This is a genomic window from Bacteroides sp. Phil13, assembly GCF_001940965.1.
Classification (GTDB): Bacteria; Bacteroidota; Bacteroidia; order Bacteroidales; family Bacteroidaceae; genus Bacteroides; species Bacteroides intestinalis.
On record NZ_MSHA01000103.1, the window covers coordinates 211,258 to 230,527 of the forward strand.

Genomic DNA, 19,270 nt, shown 5'->3' on the forward strand with positions numbered 1-19,270 from the left:
CCCTACTTTCTGTACAAGCCCTACTTTTGTCGTGCGATTAGTGATAAATCTTTCGGGAAAGAAGCTTTGCATCGAATCTTTAATTTTAAATTCTAATAGTATGAAAAACAATTTCCAAAAAACCTATCTTAGAACGCATGTCATTGCGTCAACCTCAATATGCAATAATCTAATTTTTTTTATAAAACAACCTTAATACTTAGAAAAATGAGGAAACATCTATTCTTTTCTGTAATGCTTAGTTTGTGTTCCTTCGGCAGCATGGCTGTGTATTCCACACCAGCAATGGCTACCGTGGCACAATCTCCGACCATCAAGGTTCGTGGCCAAGTAATCGACGAGCAAGGTGACCCCTTAGCGGGGGCCACCGTCAAAATTAAAGGTGGACAAGGCGGTACCATTACCGACCTAGACGGTAACTTCCAGTTGGAAGTGGCCGGAAACGCTAGCCTTGTAATCAGCTATGTAGGCTATAAGGAACGTGAAGTGGCTGTCCGCAACCGTGCCATCCTCGAACCCGTCCAGCTGAAATCCGATGAACACCTATTGGAACAGGTAGTTGTTGTGGGTTATGGTACACAAAAGAAATCGGACTTGACGGGTTCCGTAGCCGTAGTAGATGCGGAAGCCTTGAAACAGACCTCCAACTCCAACATCTCCACGATGCTTGAAGGTAAGGTGTCTGGTGTACAGATCACTTCCGACGGACAACCCGGTGCCGACCCGACCGTTCGCATCCGTGGTGTCGGCTCCTTTGGCAGCACCGCTCCTCTCTATGTCATTGACGGTGTTCCGATGGGAACTACCATCCGCGATTTCTCTTCCAATGATATTGAGACCATCCAAGTGCTGAAAGATGCTTCAGCTGCCGCCATCTACGGTTCGCGTGCTGCCAACGGTGTAATCATCATCACCACCAAACGCGGACAAAAAGACCAACCGCTGAAGGTAGACTACAACGGATATTTCGGTACAGACTTCATCCCTGAAGGTGTGTACAATGTGATGAATGCCGACCAGTACAGCCACTACCTCAGTCAGGCATGCGCCAACTCCAATACCCCGTTGCCATCGGGATACATATTGGACAGCGCAACCGGAAAATATCATTTCCAGGACGACACCAACACCAACTGGTTTAAGGAAGTATTCAAAACAGGCATCCGCCAGAACCACAATGTAAACCTTGCCGGTGGTGGTGCGCACAATACCTATAATATATCTTTGGACTATTTCAACCAAAAAGGAACGCTCGAAGGTGCCGGTCCTAACTATGAACGCTACACCGCACGTGTCAACAATACGATGGAAACCAAATTCATCAAGTTCAATACCAGTCTTGTCTACTCTCACTCCGACCAAGACAATATGGGATTGTCCAATGCTTCCGAATATGTACAAGGTTTGTATGGCGATGTAACCAACGTGTTGCGCGGTACTTTACTGATGCAGCCCACCATCAAGGCATACGACTCTTCCACCTGGGTACTCGACAACTTGGTGGGAATCGCCAATAACTTCCATTACGATGCCTACGGCTACGGTGTCTACTACGACACCGTGCACGGTGACATCTCGGCCTCCAACCCCTTGTTGGTCAACAACCTGCTGAAACGTAACACCCGTGTAGACCGTTTTGTAGGAACCGCTTCGGCAGATGTGGATCTCTTCAAGATGCTGGGCATCAGCAGCAAGAACCACAAGCTGAACTACAAGCTGAACCTCTCTTACAGCAAGACTTTCTGCAAAGACTTCACTTGGATTCCGGCATGGGTACAGAGCAACCGCGTCTATCTGGCCAAAAGCAACGAACGACTGACCAAGGGTTCACGCAACTATTCGGATGCCCTGATAGAGAACGTGCTTACTTACGATGGTACAATAGGCAAACACCACATCAACGTAGTAGCCGGTCAGACCTATGAAGAAGAAGACACCGAAGAGCTGACCGGATGGGGTATCAACTTTACAGAGCCTTACTTCCTCCAGCTACAGAATGCAGCCAACACGTACTCCAGCAGCTACGACTACAAACATTCGCTCCTGTCCTACATCGGCCGTATCAATTACAACTACGATGACAGATACCTGCTTTCGGCCACCGTACGCCGTGACGGCAGTTCCCGTCTGACCAGAAACATCCGCTGGGGAACATTCCCCTCCATCTCTCTAGGATGGCGTTTCGACAAAGAGAACTTCTTCCCTTTCAACACAGATGTGGTGAATATGTTCAAAGTGCGTGCCAGCTACGGTGAACTCGGTAACGAGAATATCGGTGAATATATGTATCAGGCCGTCATGTCGCGCAACAATATGACTTACAACTTCAACGGTAATGTAGTGACCGGTTCGGCCGTCTCCACTTTCGTGGACAACAATCTGGCTTGGGAGAAAAAGAAGACCTATAACGTAGGTATCGACCTCGCCTTTTTCCGTAACCGCTTGGAATTTACAGCCGAATGGTACAAGAATACCAGTGAAGACCTTCTGTATGCCGTCCCCGTTCCGGAACAAGCCGGTGTATCCAACACAACAGTAACGATGAACGCCGCTTCGATGAACAACTCCGGATTTGAATTCTCGGCCACTTACCGCAACCGTGATCACGATTTCAAATATGAAATCTCAGGTAACCTCAGTACGCTTCGTAACCGAGTGACCTCGTTAGGTTTCGGCACCAACTCTTTCATCTCGGGTGCATACATCACGAAAGTAGGCTCGGAAATCGGACAATTCTACGGATGGGATTATGAAGGCATTGCCCGCACGCAGGAAGACCTTGCCAACCACGCTACGCAGGAAGGTGCTCAAGTGGGTGACTGTCTTTACAGGGATGTGAACAACGATGGCCGAATAGACTCCGAAGACCAAGTAGTATTGGGCAGCGGTATGCCTAAAATTAATTTCGGTCTGAATGCCCGCTTTGAGTACAAGCGTTTCGACCTGAGCATCGCCACTTTCGGTGCCTTGAACTATCACGTAAGCGATGACATCTACAATTCGCTGCACTCTTGCTACGGCTGGATCAACAAAGAGGTGGATATGCTCGATGCCAACCGCTTCAGCGAGGACGGCAGTACTTACCTATCCAACGTACCACGCACCTATGTGACCAACAATGCCAGTCTGGCTTGGAACGATCTCTTCAGTCAACGCAAGATTCAGAACGCAGCCTACTGGAAGATTGCCAATATAGAACTGGGCTACAACTTCCCCAACGAGTGGTTCGGGAAATATGTATCCGATGTACGTTTCTACGTGTCAGCACAGAATCTGCACACATTTACCGGCTATCATGGCTATAATGTAGACTATGCCGGAGGAACTTTCACACCGGGATACAACTTCTGTTCCTATCCTACTGCACGTACTTTCATGTGTGGTGTTCACTTTACATTCTAATTGTCATTATCTGATACCTAAATAAAAAACATATCTTATGAGACTCAATAAATATTCACTTGCTTTCCTTTTGGGACTTGGCACGCTGACCTCCTGCACAGACAGATTGGATCTGTTGAATCCCAACCAGCAAACCTCAAGCACTTTCGGATTCAATGCCGACGATTTGGAAGAATCCGTCATCGCTGGTTATAATCATATCCGTATGGAAGGCTCATACGCCCGCGTAGGCTACACCATTGACGTGTGTCGCGGCGATGAAGCTTGGAACTCTTCACAAGTATGGTACCTGCCTTTCGATGACCTGAATGCAGAAGTCACCTCAGACATAACATGGTGGCCTTGGCGCGAATGGTACTATACCATCAACGTATGCAACTTTGCCATTTCCCGTTGCAACGAAGACAACAACCAACTTTCCGAAAAGATGAAATACATCAAAGGACAGATGCTCTTCCTGCGCGGTTTGTCATACTACAATCTGGTGGGCTATTACCAGAACCCGCCCCTCATCACCGAGTATGAGACCTACTCTTCCTTAGAAGGGCTGTATGGCGGAAACAGCACTTACGATGCAGTACTCGACCAAGTGGAAAAGGATTTCCACGAGGCTATGGAGTTGTTGCCCTCGCGTGACAAAGGTGGTGAATGGGCCGGTGGCCGCGCTACCTGCGGTGCCGCGGCCGGTTACTACGCCCGCACTCTTATGGTACGTCATAAATACAGCGATGCGCTCACGATACTGAAAGACATCATCGCCCAAAAATACGGCACTTACAGACTGATGGACAACTACGGTGACAACTTCCGCGAAGGCCCTGCCTACGAAAATAACGCAGAAAGTCTCTTTGAAGTGCAGTTCCTTGATTACGATTCGCAAGGCACCGATGACGAGTGGACTCCGGTGAATACCAGCCCCAATGCCACACAAGGATCGGCCATTGAAAGCAACTTTGCTCCCGGAAACTATGGTGGCTGGGCGGATATTTCCGCTTCCCCCTGGCTCTACCATCTGTTTAAAGCAGAGCATACTGTAAACGGTACCCTCGATCCCCGTCTCTATTGGACTATCGGAACCTACGAAAACGATTGGGCCGACTTCGAATACGGCAATGTAGCTTATACACAAAAACTGACAGCTACCGACAACATCGTGACCAACAACACTTACGGAGGTCTGCCGATTGCCAAATTCACCAATCTTCGTACCGGTCTGTACAGCACCGTCGTCACAGGTCTGCACGATGGTATCAACCTGCGTCTGATGCGCTATTCCGATGTATTGCTGCGTGCCGCTGAATGCGAAAACGAAGTCAACGGTCCTACTCAACAAGCCATCGACTGGATTAACGAAGTACGCAACCGCGCCAAGTTGGCTAACTTGAAATTGGAAGATTTCAACACTGCCGACAAGCTCTTTGAACAGATAGCCAACGTGGAACGTCCCAAAGAGTTCGGTTGTGAATTCGGTAGAGGTCTTGACCTCATCCGTTGGGGCTTCTTCTATGACAACGGCCGCCTGCAACAACTCAAAGAACATAGTGTAGTGCGCCGTTCCACAGAAGGTACAAAGGAGCCTGTAAGCTACAGCGACATTGCCAGCAATCCAGAACTGAAAAGTTCGTTCGACACCTACTTGCCGGGACACGAATTCCTGCCCATCGTGCAGCAACTGATGAACAACAACCCCAATCTGAAAGGCAACTCCGCCAACTATAGCACGGACAACTCTTCTTATTTTCGTGACAACGGTTGGACTGTGCGTCCGGTGGTAGATTTAAGCAAATAACATCAATCAAACCTTTTAAATTTAAAACAATGAGATTATTGAAAAAAATAACATACGCTTGCTGTTCCGCAGTCTTTGGATTACTGACCTTGGCAAGCTGCACAGATAGAGACCTTTATGACGTAAACGCTCCCGACTGGATTTCCGACAAGATACAGGAAATTGAGGATTCCAAGCAACAACCGAAAGACGAAGAGCTAGAAGGCATGTTGGAAGATGTATACTCCTTCGGAAACACGGATTTCACTTCCGGTTTCTGGAGCGCATTCTCCAAATACTACGTGATACCCGACGGAAAAAAATGGAATGCAGTGCTCAATCTCCACATTAACCCAGCCGACAATACGTATTACAAGAACTTTGCCCTAATCCTCACCAACGATGTAGGCCGTGGCGGTGAAGGCTATGTAGAGTATGGAGCCATCCGCTTTGACGATACAGCCGACCATGATGCCTACAACTCCCAGTGGGGTACTCATATCAATTTCCAGTACATATCAAGCACGCTGCTGCTCAATCCCGACGGCAGCAATGCCGATCCCAATGTACAGAAATTGGGCGGCAAGGTGACACTCACCGTAGACCGTACCAGCGCAGACGCTTTCTCCGTGAAGATAACTAACGGCACAGCTACCAAGATTTATGCACAGCCGTATAAGGAAGAGAATCTGAACGCCGATGCCAACAACACCAATATCCGCTGCTTTCTGGTACCCGAAGGTTCCTACATCGACTTCCAGCAGACCAACATTGAGCCGATTGGCGGCCTGACTTCTGCTTTGGACAAGAATCCGGTATCCATGGAATTACAGAATGTACCCGACCAAGTCATTGCCGGTACTACGCTCGAAACAGCTATGGCCAACATCTCAGCCATCGTTACCTTTGAAGAGGGAGTGACCAAAACGGTATCGGCTTCTGAGCTTCACCTCTCTGCCATTCCCGATATGGAGCAGCCCGGCGTAAAAAGTCTAGTGGCTATATACAACAAGACTTTCAAAGGCGAGAATTGCGACCAACCAATTGTGGCAAATGCCAGGTTTGAAGTCGTAGAGCAGATTGTTGCACTCGAAGTGACCACTCCGCCTTCGCACATACAATACTATTATCATCTCTCGGAAGCTACTCAAGGTTTGGCAGAGCGGACTATGGTTTTCGACCCGACAGATATGGTGGTAACGGCAACTTACACCAACGGAAGTTCAAGAGTCGTTGACAACGGAAAACTCAACTTCTCTCTTGTCCCGGTAAAGACCGGTTCGCAAATCGTAACGATTACGCCCGCTACCGGAGAAAAAGTTTCTACAACGGTAGAGGTTACTGTTGCTGAATCCACAGCTTCCGCAGTGAGTAACAGTACCAGTATGATAGGAGCCGAAGATAATTCAACTGCTTTCTGGGGAGCTTTCTCGGATGATTTCAACGTACCTGCAGGCGAAACAAAGTACATCACTTTCATCAATTACAGCAGCCTGGCTAACAATTGGAACAACTTCGCTGTGGTTCTTCGCAAAACCGATATTACTGCAGAATACGCAGTAGTTCGCGCCGACAACTATGGTTGGGGTAATGGATATGCAGCCTGTGTTCACAACGGAACACAAGGCGAATGGGGTACTTGGCTTATCGGTATGGACGGAGCCAAAGTCACAGTATACATAACGAACTGTGGCAATAGCACCGCCGACATTCAAGCAGTTATGGAAAGTACTACTGGTACAATCTCCACCCAATACTATTTAGGTATCAATACCGTAGATTCCGGTGATCTGAACTTCGCATTGACCGTTGATAATTGTCATCTCGTCTTCAGTGAATAAAAATAACTATTATTTTTTTATCAACCATACCGTCTCTCTTTACCAGAAGACGGTATGGAACTTAAAAACTTACCAACCCAATGAGAAAACTAACTTTTTTCTTACTATCCCTGTTGATGGTTCCCGTTTTCACAGCTTGTTCCGATGGACTGGACAACATCGAATACAATGGAAACAGCGGTATAGTCATAACCACTCCCAAAGTAGCAGAAACGACAAGTAGCTCGCTGACTGTTACTTCATCAATCAGCGGCAATCTGAGTAACATAGTCAAGAAGGGATTCTGCTACAGTCTAAATTCCTCAACTCCCACTATCAAAGACAATGTAGTGGAAGCAGACGAGGACTTCATTGCAACCATCTCCGGTTTGACAAGTAACACCCCCTACTACATACGTGCATACGTATATGGAAACAGCCGTTATACTTACTCGGAAACATTTACAGCAACCTCAGCCGCCTCAAACCTCGATGAACAGCTCAAAAATTACGTGGCACCCGCCTATGCAGACTACTACGTGGATATAGCCGGCTGGGATCAACGCAGTCAATGGAATCTGGCAAACGTGCACGACCCTACTGTGGTATTGGCCGAAGATGGATATTACTATATGTACCAGACAGACGCCTCCTACGGCAACGCACACACAGCCGGCGGGCACTTCCACGGCAGACGATCCAAAGACCTCATCAACTGGGAATACTTAGGCGGAGTAATGCCAACACTGCCCGAATGGGTAATTCCCAAACTAAATGAAATCCGCAAGGAAATGGGGCTGAACGAAGTTTCACCCAAAACCGCAGATTTTGGCTACTGGGCACCTTGTGTACGCAAAGTAAAAAACGGGCTTTACCGTATGTATTACTCCATAGTGTGCCCCGGTACTTTAGACGGAACTAACTCTTGGAGTGAGCGCGCCTTCATCGGTCTATTAGAGAACTCAAACCCCGCCAACAACAACGGATGGGAAGATAAGGGCTATGTCATCACCAATGCCTCGGACAAAGAGCTGAACTTCCACATCAGACCCGACGACTGGAGCAACTGTTACTACAAATGGAACGCTATTGACCCAAGTTACCTGATAGACAACGAAGGGAAGCATTACCTAATTTACGGTTCCTGGCACAGTGGTATAGCCGCCTTGGAGGTAGATGCCGAAACCGGAAAACCGCTGAATACACTATCGGCTCCTTGGGGAACCGACAAAGACATTGCTGCATACGGTTCGTTGATTGCCACCAGACAGATGGGGAACCGCTGGCAAGCCTCGGAAGGACCGGAAATCATTTACAACGCCGCCACCGGTTACTATTACCTGTTTGTAGCTTATGATGCATTAGAAACTCCTTATAACACCCGGGTCTGCCGCTCCCGAAATATCAATGGTCCCTACCTCGGTATAGATGGTGTCAACCTTACTCAAGACGGAGGAGAAATGCTACCCGTTGTCACCCATCCCTACAAATTCAGTAATAGTCATGGATGGGTAGGAATCTCGCATTGCGCTGTATTTGATGACGGCAATGGCAACTGGTATTATGCTTCGCAAGGCAGATTTCCCGAAAATGTGGGAGGGAATGCCTACAGCAACGCTCTTATGATGGGACATGTACGCTCCATACGGTGGAACTCCCAAGGCTGGCCGGTTGTAATGCCCGAACGCTACGGAGCTGTTCCGCAAATAGCCATTACAGAAGACGAACTTATAGGCAACTGGGAACACATCGACCTATCTTATTCTTATGGAAAACAGAAGGAGTCAAGCAATATGACCCTTGCAGCTGACCATACCATTACATCCGGCATCTGGAAAGGGAGTTCCTGGAGCTATGATGCAGAAAAACAAATACTGAATGCCAATGGAGTGGAACTGTGCCTTCAACGCGAAACTGACTGGGAAGCCAATCCACGTACCCACACTATTGTCTATGCTGGATATACCAACAACAAAACATATTGGGGTAAGAAAATAAAATAAGTATCTCATGACATATTGAAACAGCTTTGAAATATACAATTTTCAAAGCTGTTTTTTTACTTTTATGTTACATAACATATACAAGTGTAGCTAACACACTCAAATAAAGTGTTACTTTTACACCCAAAATCGGATAATTATCTCATTTACATTAAAAATAGAACCATGAAAAACAGTTTTCTACTTGCAGGAATTGCCGCATTAATGTTATCTGCGTGCAATAACAAGCCAGCTCAGGAGTTGACTTTGTCCGGTCTCAATCCGGTGAATTTTCAAACAGAAGTGAACAATGCCAAAACAGATCTTTACACCTTAAAGAACAAGTCGGGCATGGAAGTATGCATCACTAACTTCGGAGGACGTATCGTTTCTATTATGGTTCCCGATAAAAACGGGAATATGCAGGACGTTGTTCTGGGCTTCGACAGCATTGCTGATTATGTAAACATCCCGAGCGACTTCGGCGCTTCCATCGGCCGTTATGCAAATCGCATCAACCAGGGAAGAATCATATTGGACGGAGAGACGATCCAATTACCACAAAACAACTTCGGACACTGTTTGCATGGCGGTCCTAAAGGCTGGCAATACCAAGTATATGAAGCCAACCCGATTGACGAAAATACACTGGAACTGACCCGTATTTCACCGGACGGAGATGAAAACTTCCCCGGTAACGTAACAGCTAAAGTTCTTTTCAAACTGACTGATGACAACGCTATAGATATAAAGTATAGCGCTACTACAGATAAAAAGACAGTCATCAACATGACCAACCACTCTTACTTCAACTTATCCGGTAATCCTTCAAAAGCTGCAACAGATCATATCTTATATGTAAATGCAGACAACTACACTCCAGTGGACAGCACTTTCATGACTACCGGAGAAATTGTAACTGTGAAAGATACTCCGATGGACTTCACTACTCCTAAAACGATAGGACAAGACATCACAAACTTCGATTTCGTACAGTTGAAAAACGGAAATGGCTATGACCACAACTGGGTGCTGAACACAAATGGAGACATTGCTCAATTAGCAGCAAAACTGACCTCACCTGAAAGCGGTATCACTCTGGAAGTATATACAAACGAACCGGGTATACAAGTTTATACCGGCAATTTCCTGGACGGAACTGTAACAGGCAAAAAGGGCATCACTTACAATCAACGTGCTTCCGTATGCTTGGAAACACAACACTATCCCGACAGTCCTAATAAGCCGGAATGGCCCAGCGTGGTATTGGAACCGGGACAAACATACAACAGCGAATGTATTTTCAAATTCTCGGTAGAGAAATAATAGTTAACTTTTAAATATTAGAATTGTGGAAGCATTAGATTGGATCGTAATTGGAGCCTTTGCTTTAGCTCTGATTGGTATTATTGTTTGGGTTGTCAAACAGAAACAAAATGACTCAGCGGATTATTTTCTGGGTGGACGTGACGCTACATGGATTGCGATTGGTGCATCTATTTTTGCATCAAACATCGGTTCGGAACACTTGATTGGGCTGGCTGGTGCCGGGGCATCCAGTGGTATGGCTATGGCACACTGGGAAATTCAAGGATGGATGATTCTTATTTTAGGATGGGTATTCGTACCTTTCTATTCAAGAAGTATGGTATATACGATGCCGGAATTCTTGGAACGTCGTTATAACCCGCAATCCCGTACTATATTATCCGTAATCTCCTTGATCAGTTATGTATTGACCAAGGTAGCGGTTACAGTATATGCCGGTGGTTTGGTATTCCAACAGGTATTCGGCATTGAAGAACTTTGGGGAATCGATTTCTTCTGGATTGCAGCTATCGGTCTGGTTTTGATCACTGCATTATATACGATTTTCGGTGGTATGAAGTCAGTACTTTATACTTCTGTATTGCAGACACCGATTTTGTTGTTAGGTTCACTGATTATCCTTGTACTCGGTTTCAAAGAACTGGGTGGATGGGACGAAATGATGAGAATTTGTGGTGCGGTAACAGTTAATGATCAGGGCAACACCATGACGGAATTAATCCGTAGTAACAGTGATCCGAACTTCCCTTGGTTGGGAGCACTAATCGGATCAGCTATCATCGGTTTCTGGTACTGGTGTACTGACCAGTTCATCGTACAACGTGTGCTTTCAGGTAAGAACCAGAAAGAAGCACGCCGCGGTACTATCTTCGGAGCTTATCTGAAATTGTTACCTGTATTCTTGTTTTTGATTCCGGGTATGATTGCTTTTGCACTTCATCAGAAGTACCTCGGTGCAGGTGGTGAAGGTTTCTTGCCGATGTTGGCCAATGGTAGCGCCAATGCCGATGCAGCTTTCCCGACACTGGTAGCTAAGTTGTTGCCGGCTGGTGTGAAAGGTTTGGTGGTTTGCGGTATCCTTGCAGCTTTGATGAGTTCGTTGGCATCTTTGTTCAACTCATCTGCCATGCTGTTTACAATTGACTTCTACAAACGCTTCAAACCTAATACATCAGAAAAGAAGCTGGTAGGTATCGGTCAGGCAGCAACTGTTGTAATTGTGATTCTGGGTATTTTGTGGATACCTATCATGCGTAGCGTAGGTGATGTGCTTTATACTTACTTGCAAGACGTACAGTCTGTATTGGCACCGGGTATCGCCGCAGCCTTCCTGTTGGGTATCTGCTGGAAACGTACTTCTGCACAAGGTGGTATGTGGGGATTGATCGCCGGTATGGTAATCGGTTTGACACGTCTGGGAGCAAAAGTATATTACAGTAATGCAGGAGATGTAGCTGGCGGTACATTCAAATATCTGTTCTATGATATGAACTGGTTGTTCTTCTGCGGATGGATGTTCCTGTTCTGCATCATTGTAGTGATTGTAGTAAGCTTGGCAACAGAAGCACCGACTGAAGAAAAAATACGGGGATTGGTATTCGGTACCTCTACTCCGGCACAATTGGCAGAGACACGCGCCAGCTGGAACCATTGGGATATTATCCATACGGTTATTATCCTGGGTATCACTGCCGCTTTCTATATCTATTTCTGGTAAAATAGTTACAAGCTACGGGCTACGAGTGCCATCCGGCATGATAGCGCAGCCCACTTGTAGCTTGTAGCTCGTAGCTCAAAGATATATGACAAACAACTATTATAGTTCAAATCCGACCTTTTACGTTGGTATCGACTGCATCATCTTCGGTTTCAACGAAGGAGAACTGAACCTGCTGTTACTGAAACGAAACTTTCAGCCGGCAATGGGTGAATGGTCTCTGATGGGTGGATTCGTACAACAAGGTGAAAGTGTGGATGATGCTGCCAAACGTGTACTAGCGGAACTCACCGGCTTGGAAAATGTATATATGGAGCAAGTTGGGTCGTTCGGTGAAGTGGAACGTGACCCGGGAGAACGGGTTATCTCCATTGCTTATTATGCACTGATCAACATCAACGAGTACGACCGCGAACTGGTGCACCAGCATAATGCCTACTGGGTAAACATCAATGAATTACCGCCTTTGATCTTCGACCATCCGCAAATGGTGAAACAGGCACGGGAATTGATGCAACAGAAAGCATCCACAGAGCCTATCGGCTTCAACCTGTTACCGAAGTTATTCACACTGTCTCAACTGCAAAGCCTCTACGAAGCTATTTACGGCGAACAGATAGACAAGCGTAACTTCCGTAAACGGATAGCCGAAATGGACTACATTGAAAAAACAGATAAAATTGATAAAACAGGTTCCAAACGCGGAGCTGCCTTATATAAATTCAATGAGAAGGCATACCGCAAGGCACCGAATTTTAAATTATAAATTATGCTGGAAGAACTGAAAGAAAAGGTATTCCATGCTAACCTTGAACTGGTGAAGCATGGACTGGTTATCTTCACCTGGGGAAATGTATCGGCCATCGACCGTGAAACGGGGCTGGTAGTCATCAAACCCAGTGGTGTAAGTTATGACGATATGAAGGCGGAAGACATGGTGGTGGTTGACCTCGATGGCAAGGTAGTGGAAGGGCGATTGAAACCGTCTTCAGACACTCCGACCCACGTGGTACTCTACAAGGCTTTCCCTGAAATCGGCGGTGTGGTACACACCCACTCTACTTACGCTACTGCCTGGGCGCAAGCCGGATGTGACATTCCGAATATCGGAACGACACACGCAGATTACTTCCACGATGCCATACCTTGCACGGCAGATATGACAAAGGAAGAAGTGGAAGGAGCGTATGAAATGGAAACCGGAAATGTAATCGTGAAGCGCTTTGAAGGGCTAAACCCTGTACACACACCGGGAGTACTGGTAAAGAATCACGGTCCCTTCTCTTGGGGAAAAGATGCGCACGATGCTGTACACAACGCAGTGGTAATGGAACAAGTGGCTAAGATGGCAAGCATTGCTTATGCCGTCAATCCGAAACTGACCATGAATCCGCTGTTGGTAGAAAAGCATTTCAACCGCAAGCATGGGCCTAACGCTTACTATGGACAGTAAACAATCGACAATTAAAAATTAACAACTAAAAATTAAAGAATTATGAACGCATTTGATCAATATGAAGTATGGTTCGTAACCGGAGCACAGCTCCTGTACGGAGGTGACGCAGTTATCGCAGTAGACGCACACAGTAATGAAATGGTAGCCGGATTGAACGCCAGCGGCAAATTGCCGGTAAAGGTGGTTTATAAAGGTACGGTAAACTCTTCTAAAGAAGTAACTGAAGCTTTCAAAGCTGCTAACAATGATGAGAAATGTATCGGTGTTATCACCTGGATGCACACTTTCTCTCCTGCCAAGATGTGGATTCACGGTTTGCAGGAACTGAAGAAGCCGTTGCTGCACTTCCATACTCAGTTCAACAAAGAAATTCCTTGGGATACCATGGATATGGACTTCATGAACTTGAACCAGTCAGCTCACGGTGACCGTGAATTCGGCCACATTGTAACCCGTATGCGTAAAAACCGTAAGGTAGTGGTAGGCCATTGGCAAGATGAAAAAGCACAAGGCCAGATTGCAACATGGATGCGTGTTTGCGCCGGATGGGCTGACGCTCAGGATATGCTGATTATCCGCTTCGGTGACCAGATGAACAACGTTGCTGTTACTGATGGTGACAAGGTATCCGCTGAACAAGTTTTGGGTTACCACGTAGACTACTGTCCGGTAAACGATCTGATGAAGTACTACAATGCAGTGGAAGACAAAGATGTACAGGCAATGGTAGATACTTACTTCAAAGAATACGACCATGCTCCTGAACTGGAAAAGACCGGAACTGAAGCTTATACCAAAGTTTGGAACTCTGCAAAAGCAGAAATCGCTCTCCGTCGTATCCTGAAAGACACAGGTGCAAAAGCATTTACTACCAACTTCAACGACCTTGGTGACTTTGATCAGATTCCGGGATTGGCTTCTCAACGTCTGATGGAAGAAGGGTATGGTTTCGGTGCGGAAGGTGACTGGAAAACTGCCGCTTTGTATCGTACCACTTGGTTTATGAGCCAAGGTATGCCGAAAGGCTGCTCCTTCCTGGAAGATTACACACTGCACTTCGACGGTGAAAAGAGCGCTATCCTCCAGGCACACATGCTGGAAGTTTGTCCGCTGATTGCTGAAGCAAAACCGAAACTGGAAGTACACCGTCTTGCCATTGGTATCGATAGCGAAACTGCACGTCTTGTATTCACCAGCAAACAAGGTGAAGGCGTAGCCGCTACTATCGTTGACCTGGGTAACCGTTTCCGCCTCATCGTGAACAAAGTAGAATGTATCAAGAGCAAACCGCTGCCCAAACTTCCTGTTGCCAGCGCATTGTGGATTCCGATGCCGAACCTCGAAGTAGGTGCTGCTGCATGGATTCTGGCAGGCGGTACTCATCACACCAGTTTCTCTTATGATCTGACCGTAGAATATTGGGAAGATTATGCAGAAATGGCAGGTATCGAAATGGTAGTCATCGATGAAAATACAACTATCAGCGAGTTCAAGAAAGAACTGCGCATGAATGAAGTATATTACATGTTGAACAAAGCGCTTTGTTGATTATGAAACCAGACGCAAAATCAACCATCGAAGCAGGCAAGGCCATTCTTGGCATAGAATTCGGTTCCACTCGAATCAAGGCTGTTTTGATTGACCAGGAAAACAAGCCCATCGCTCAAGGAAGTCACACCTGGGAGAACCAGTTGGTTGACGGACTTTGGACATACAGCGTTGAGGCCATCTGGTATGGACTGCAAGATTGTTACGCCGACCTTCGCTCAAACGTGAAGAGCCTGTATGACATAGAAATAGAAGCTTTGGCGGCAATCGGTGTCAGCGCCATGATGCATGGCTATATGGCATTCAATGATAAAGAAGAGATTCTTGTGCCCTTCCGTACTTGGAGAAACACCAATACGGGTGAGGCTGCGGCGGCTTTATCAGAACTGTTCGTTTATAATATTCCTCTGCGCTGGAGCATTTCTCACTTGTATCAGGCCATTCTGGACAACGAAGAACACGTGAAAGATATCAATTATCTGACAACGCTCGCAGGTTTTATCCATTGGCAGATGACCGGTAAAAAGGTATTAGGCATAGGCGATGCATCTGGTATGCTCCCTATAGACCCGGTTACCAAAAACTACTCCGCTGAAATGGTGGCCAAGTTCGACGAGTTAATCGCTCCGAAGGGATATAACTGGAAATTGCTGGATATTCTTCCCAAGGCATTGCCGGCTGGTGAAAATGCAGGCTTCCTGACACCGGAAGGCGCTAAGATGCTCGACGTATCCGGCCATTTGAAAGCTGGAATACCGGTTTGCCCACCCGAAGGAGATGCAGGTACTGGTATGGTTGCAACCAATGCCGTTAAGCAGCGTACAGGAAACGTATCGGCAGGTACATCTTCATTCTCCATGATTGTATTGGAGAAAGATCTGTCAAAGCCCTACGAAATGATCGATATGGTTACTACTCCCGATGGAAGTCCCGTAGCCATGGTACATTGCAACAACTGTACATCTGACCTCAACGCATGGATCAACCTGTTCAAAGAATACCAGGAACTGCTGGGTATACCTGTAGATATGAACGAAGTATATGGAAAACTCTACAACCATGCCCTGACAGGCAATGCGGATTGTGGCGGCCTCATTTCATTCAATTACATCTCAGGCGAGCCTGTAACAGGATTTGCGGATGGAAGACCGATGTTTGTACGTTCGGCCAATGACAAGTTCAGCCTTGCGAACTTCATGCGGACGCACTTGTATGCTTCTGTCGGTGTCCTCAAGATTGGTAATGACATTCTTTTCAAAGAAGAAAAGGTGAAAGTTGACAGAATCACAGGACACGGAGGCTTGTTCAAGACTAAGAATGTGGGCCAGAGAGTACTTGCGGCAGCACTGAACTCACCCATTTCCGTAATGGAAACGGCCGGTGAAGGTGGTGCATGGGGTATTGCATTGCTGGGCTCATTCCTTGTGAACAATGAGAAGAAGCAACCTCTTGACGCTTTCCTGGACGAGCAGGTGTTTGGAGGGGATGCAGGTGTTGAGATAGCGCCTACAGCCGAAGATGTAGCAGGCTTTAACGCATACATCGAAAACTACAAGGCAGCACTGCCCATCGAAGAAGCGGCGGTAAGATTCAAAAAGTAATTCCTGCTTCAAGGAATAAACGAATGTAATAATAGAGGGAGAAGCTTCGGCTGCCACGTGGGTGCTGTTGGCACCGAAGCAACTCCCCATACATTCGTTCTACAAGCTCGGACAATGCATTGAATCAGGCAAAACACCGTTGCCCGCTCAGGCAAGGCATCGTTGCCCGTCCTAACGAAGCATCGTCGTCAGCTCTGACGAAACACCTTCGTCAGTAAGCAAATAATCCCTATACCTCAAATATAATATAATATGAAATCGATCCTTATTACTTACCTGTTCCTTTTTTGTTTTCTCCTGACCGGGAAAGCTCAAACCCAACAAGAAGTTTCCTATTTCCCTTTGCAAGACGTCAAGCTGTTGGAAAGCCCCTTCCTGCAAGCCCAACAGACCGACCTGCACTACATCATGGCCATGGAGCCCGACCGCCTGATCGCCCCTTTCCTGCGCGAAGCCGGACTGACGCCCAAAGCGCCAAGTTATACCAACTGGGAAAACACCGGACTGGACGGACACATCGGCGGACATTACATTTCCGCACTCTCCATGATGTATGCCGCTACCGGAGACACTGCCATATACAATCGGCTGAACTATATGCTGAACGAACTACATCGTGCACAGCAAGCCGTAGGCACCGGATTTATCGGAGGAACTCCCGGAAGCCTGCAACTTTGGAAAGAAATTAAAGCCGGGAATATCCGTGCCGGAGGTTTCGACCTCAACGGCAAATGGGTACCCCTATACAATATACACAAGACTTATGCCGGACTGCGCGACGCTTACCTCTACGCCGGAAGCGACCTTGCCCGCCAGATGTTAGTGGCCCTCACCGACTGGATGATAGACATCACCGCCGGACTCACCGACCAGCAAATGCAAGACATGCTCCGCAGCGAACACGGAGGACTGAACGAAACTTTCGCTGATGTTGCCGAAATCACAGGTGACAAGAAATACCTGGAACTGGCACGCCGCTTCTCCCATAAAGTGATTCTGGACCCTCTTGTGAAGGATGAAGATCGCCTGACAGGCATGCATGCCAATACACAGATACCAAAGGTTATCGGCTACAAGCGTATCGCCGACCTCGCACAAAATGATAAAGACTGGAATCATGCTTCCGAATGGGATCACGCCGCCCGCTTCTTCTGGAACACCGTGGTAAACCATCGTTCCGTCTGCATCGGCGGCAACAGTGTACGTGAACACTTTCATCCGGCAGACAACTTCACATCCATGCTCAATGATGTGCAAGGTCCGGAGACCTGCAATACCTACAACATGCTTCGCCTGACGAAGATGCTTTACCAGACTTCTCCCGACATTCGTTTTGCCGATTATTACGAACGTGCCTTATATAACCATATTCTTGCCTCGCAACAGCCCGAAAAGGGTGGATTTGTTTACTTCACCCCTATGCGTCCGGGACACTACCGCGTTTATTCGCAGCCGGAAACATCCATGTGGTGTTGCGTCGGTTCCGGTTTGGAGAATCACACCAAATACGGAGAGTTTATTTACGCCCATGCAAAGGATACGCTGTATGTAAACCTCTTCATCCCCTCCCGTCTGACCTGGCAAGAGAAAAAGGTAACCCTGGTACAGGAAACCCGTTTCCCCGACGAAGAGCAAATCCGCTTCCGCGTGGAAAAGAGCAAGAAGAAAGCATTCAGCCTCAAACTCCGTTACCCCTCCTGGGCTAAAGGAGCCAGCGTATCCGTCAATGGTAAAGTACAGGAAACGAATGCCCAACCGGGAGAGTACCTGACCATCCACCGCAAATGGAAAGCCGGAGATGAAATCACCCTGAATATGCCCATGCAGGTTGCCTTGGAGCAAATACCGGATCGGGAAAATTTCTATGCATTCATGTATGGCCCTATCGTACTTGCCAGCCCCACAGGGACAGAGAATATGGACGGGCTTTATGCAGATGACAGCCGTGGCGGACACATTGCCCATGGCAAACAGATTTCCTTGCAAGAAATACCGATGCTGATAGGTTCCGCCACGTCTCTGCCTCAATCACTCCGCAGGATAAACGACGACCTGGTTGCATTTACCTATACCGGTAGTGTCTATCCGGCACAGAAAGAAGCGTTGAAATTGATTCCCTTCTTCCGCCTTCACGATTCCCGTTATGCTGTTTATTTCCATCAGGTAACCGAAGCTGAAGTAGAAAGTATCCGCAAAGAAGTGGCATTGAGCGAGCGTAAAGCAATGGAACTTGCCAACCAGACTGTAGATCTCATTTTCCCTGGTGAACAACAGCCTGAATCGGATCATGGCATTCTATATGAACAGGCAGAAACAGGAATCAATAAAGACCGTCACTTCCGGCGTGCCAAAGGTTGGTTCAGCTATAACCTCAAAGTAAAAGAAGAAGCCACCCAGCTTATGATCACTGTACGGAAAGAGGATTATACCAAGGTAGCCATCCTTCTTAACAATGAAAAACTGACCGTTAGTCCTACGATCAGCAAACCTGATAAAGAGGGTTTTATAACGATCTGTTATTCTTTACCCCAAAAGTTAAGTGCAGGCAGCTATCCGATACGCTTCAGCCCCGACGGAACAGAGTGGACACCTGCCATTTATGAAGTCCGCTTACTCAAATAAAATAAGCTCAGTCAGAAACATATCA

Annotated in this window: 11 protein-coding genes; all 11 read left to right on the plus strand. The window is 47.0% G+C overall.

What is annotated here, in order from left to right; genetic code table 11:
* The first annotated feature begins 207 nt into the window (after positions 1-207).
* The 11 genes from BWI44_RS20985 to BWI44_RS21035 all read left to right on the plus strand — a co-directional run bounded on the left by BWI44_RS20985 (position 208) and on the right by BWI44_RS21035 (position 19,245).
* Complete coding sequence (locus BWI44_RS20985; protein ID WP_195209140.1) at positions 208-3,402, plus strand: SusC/RagA family TonB-linked outer membrane protein; 3,195 nt, start codon at positions 208-210, stop codon at positions 3,400-3,402.
* 37 nt (positions 3,403-3,439) lie between these two features.
* On the plus strand, positions 3,440-5,191 hold the full coding sequence (locus BWI44_RS20990; protein WP_195209139.1) for a RagB/SusD family nutrient uptake outer membrane protein: 1,752 nt from the start codon (positions 3,440-3,442) through the stop codon (positions 5,189-5,191).
* A gap of 29 nt (positions 5,192-5,220) precedes the next feature.
* Positions 5,221-7,011, plus strand: coding sequence for a bacterial Ig-like domain-containing protein (locus BWI44_RS20995; protein WP_195209138.1), 1,791 nt, complete (start codon positions 5,221-5,223; stop codon positions 7,009-7,011).
* 80 nt (positions 7,012-7,091) lie between these two features.
* Positions 7,092-8,993 (plus strand): arabinan endo-1,5-alpha-L-arabinosidase, encoded by a 1,902-nt coding sequence (locus BWI44_RS21000; RefSeq protein WP_195209137.1) that lies wholly within the window; start codon positions 7,092-7,094, stop codon positions 8,991-8,993.
* A gap of 165 nt (positions 8,994-9,158) precedes the next feature.
* Complete coding sequence (locus BWI44_RS21005) at positions 9,159-10,298, plus strand: aldose epimerase family protein (RefSeq protein WP_195209136.1); 1,140 nt, start codon at positions 9,159-9,161, stop codon at positions 10,296-10,298.
* Between the two features lie 25 nt (positions 10,299-10,323).
* Positions 10,324-12,018, plus strand: coding sequence for a sodium:solute symporter (locus BWI44_RS21010; protein WP_195209135.1), 1,695 nt, complete (start codon positions 10,324-10,326; stop codon positions 12,016-12,018).
* Between the two features lie 85 nt (positions 12,019-12,103).
* Entirely contained in the window at positions 12,104-12,784 is a 681-nt protein-coding gene (locus BWI44_RS21015) for an NUDIX hydrolase (protein ID WP_007663861.1), read from the plus strand.
* 3 nt (positions 12,785-12,787) lie between these two features.
* Positions 12,788-13,471, plus strand: a complete 684-nt coding sequence (locus BWI44_RS21020) for an L-ribulose-5-phosphate 4-epimerase (protein WP_007663863.1) — start codon at positions 12,788-12,790, stop codon at positions 13,469-13,471.
* Positions 13,472-13,513: 42 nt separating this feature from the next.
* Positions 13,514-15,022 (plus strand): L-arabinose isomerase, encoded by a 1,509-nt coding sequence (gene araA / locus BWI44_RS21025; RefSeq protein ID WP_007663865.1) that lies wholly within the window; start codon positions 13,514-13,516, stop codon positions 15,020-15,022.
* Between the two features lie 2 nt (positions 15,023-15,024).
* A complete protein-coding gene (locus BWI44_RS21030; RefSeq protein WP_138291105.1) occupies positions 15,025-16,623 on the plus strand; it encodes a xylulokinase in 1,599 nt (532 codons plus the stop codon).
* 252 nt (positions 16,624-16,875) lie between these two features.
* Complete coding sequence (locus BWI44_RS21035; protein WP_138291106.1) at positions 16,876-19,245, plus strand: beta-L-arabinofuranosidase; 2,370 nt, start codon at positions 16,876-16,878, stop codon at positions 19,243-19,245.
* Positions 19,246-19,270: the final 25 nt, after the last annotated feature.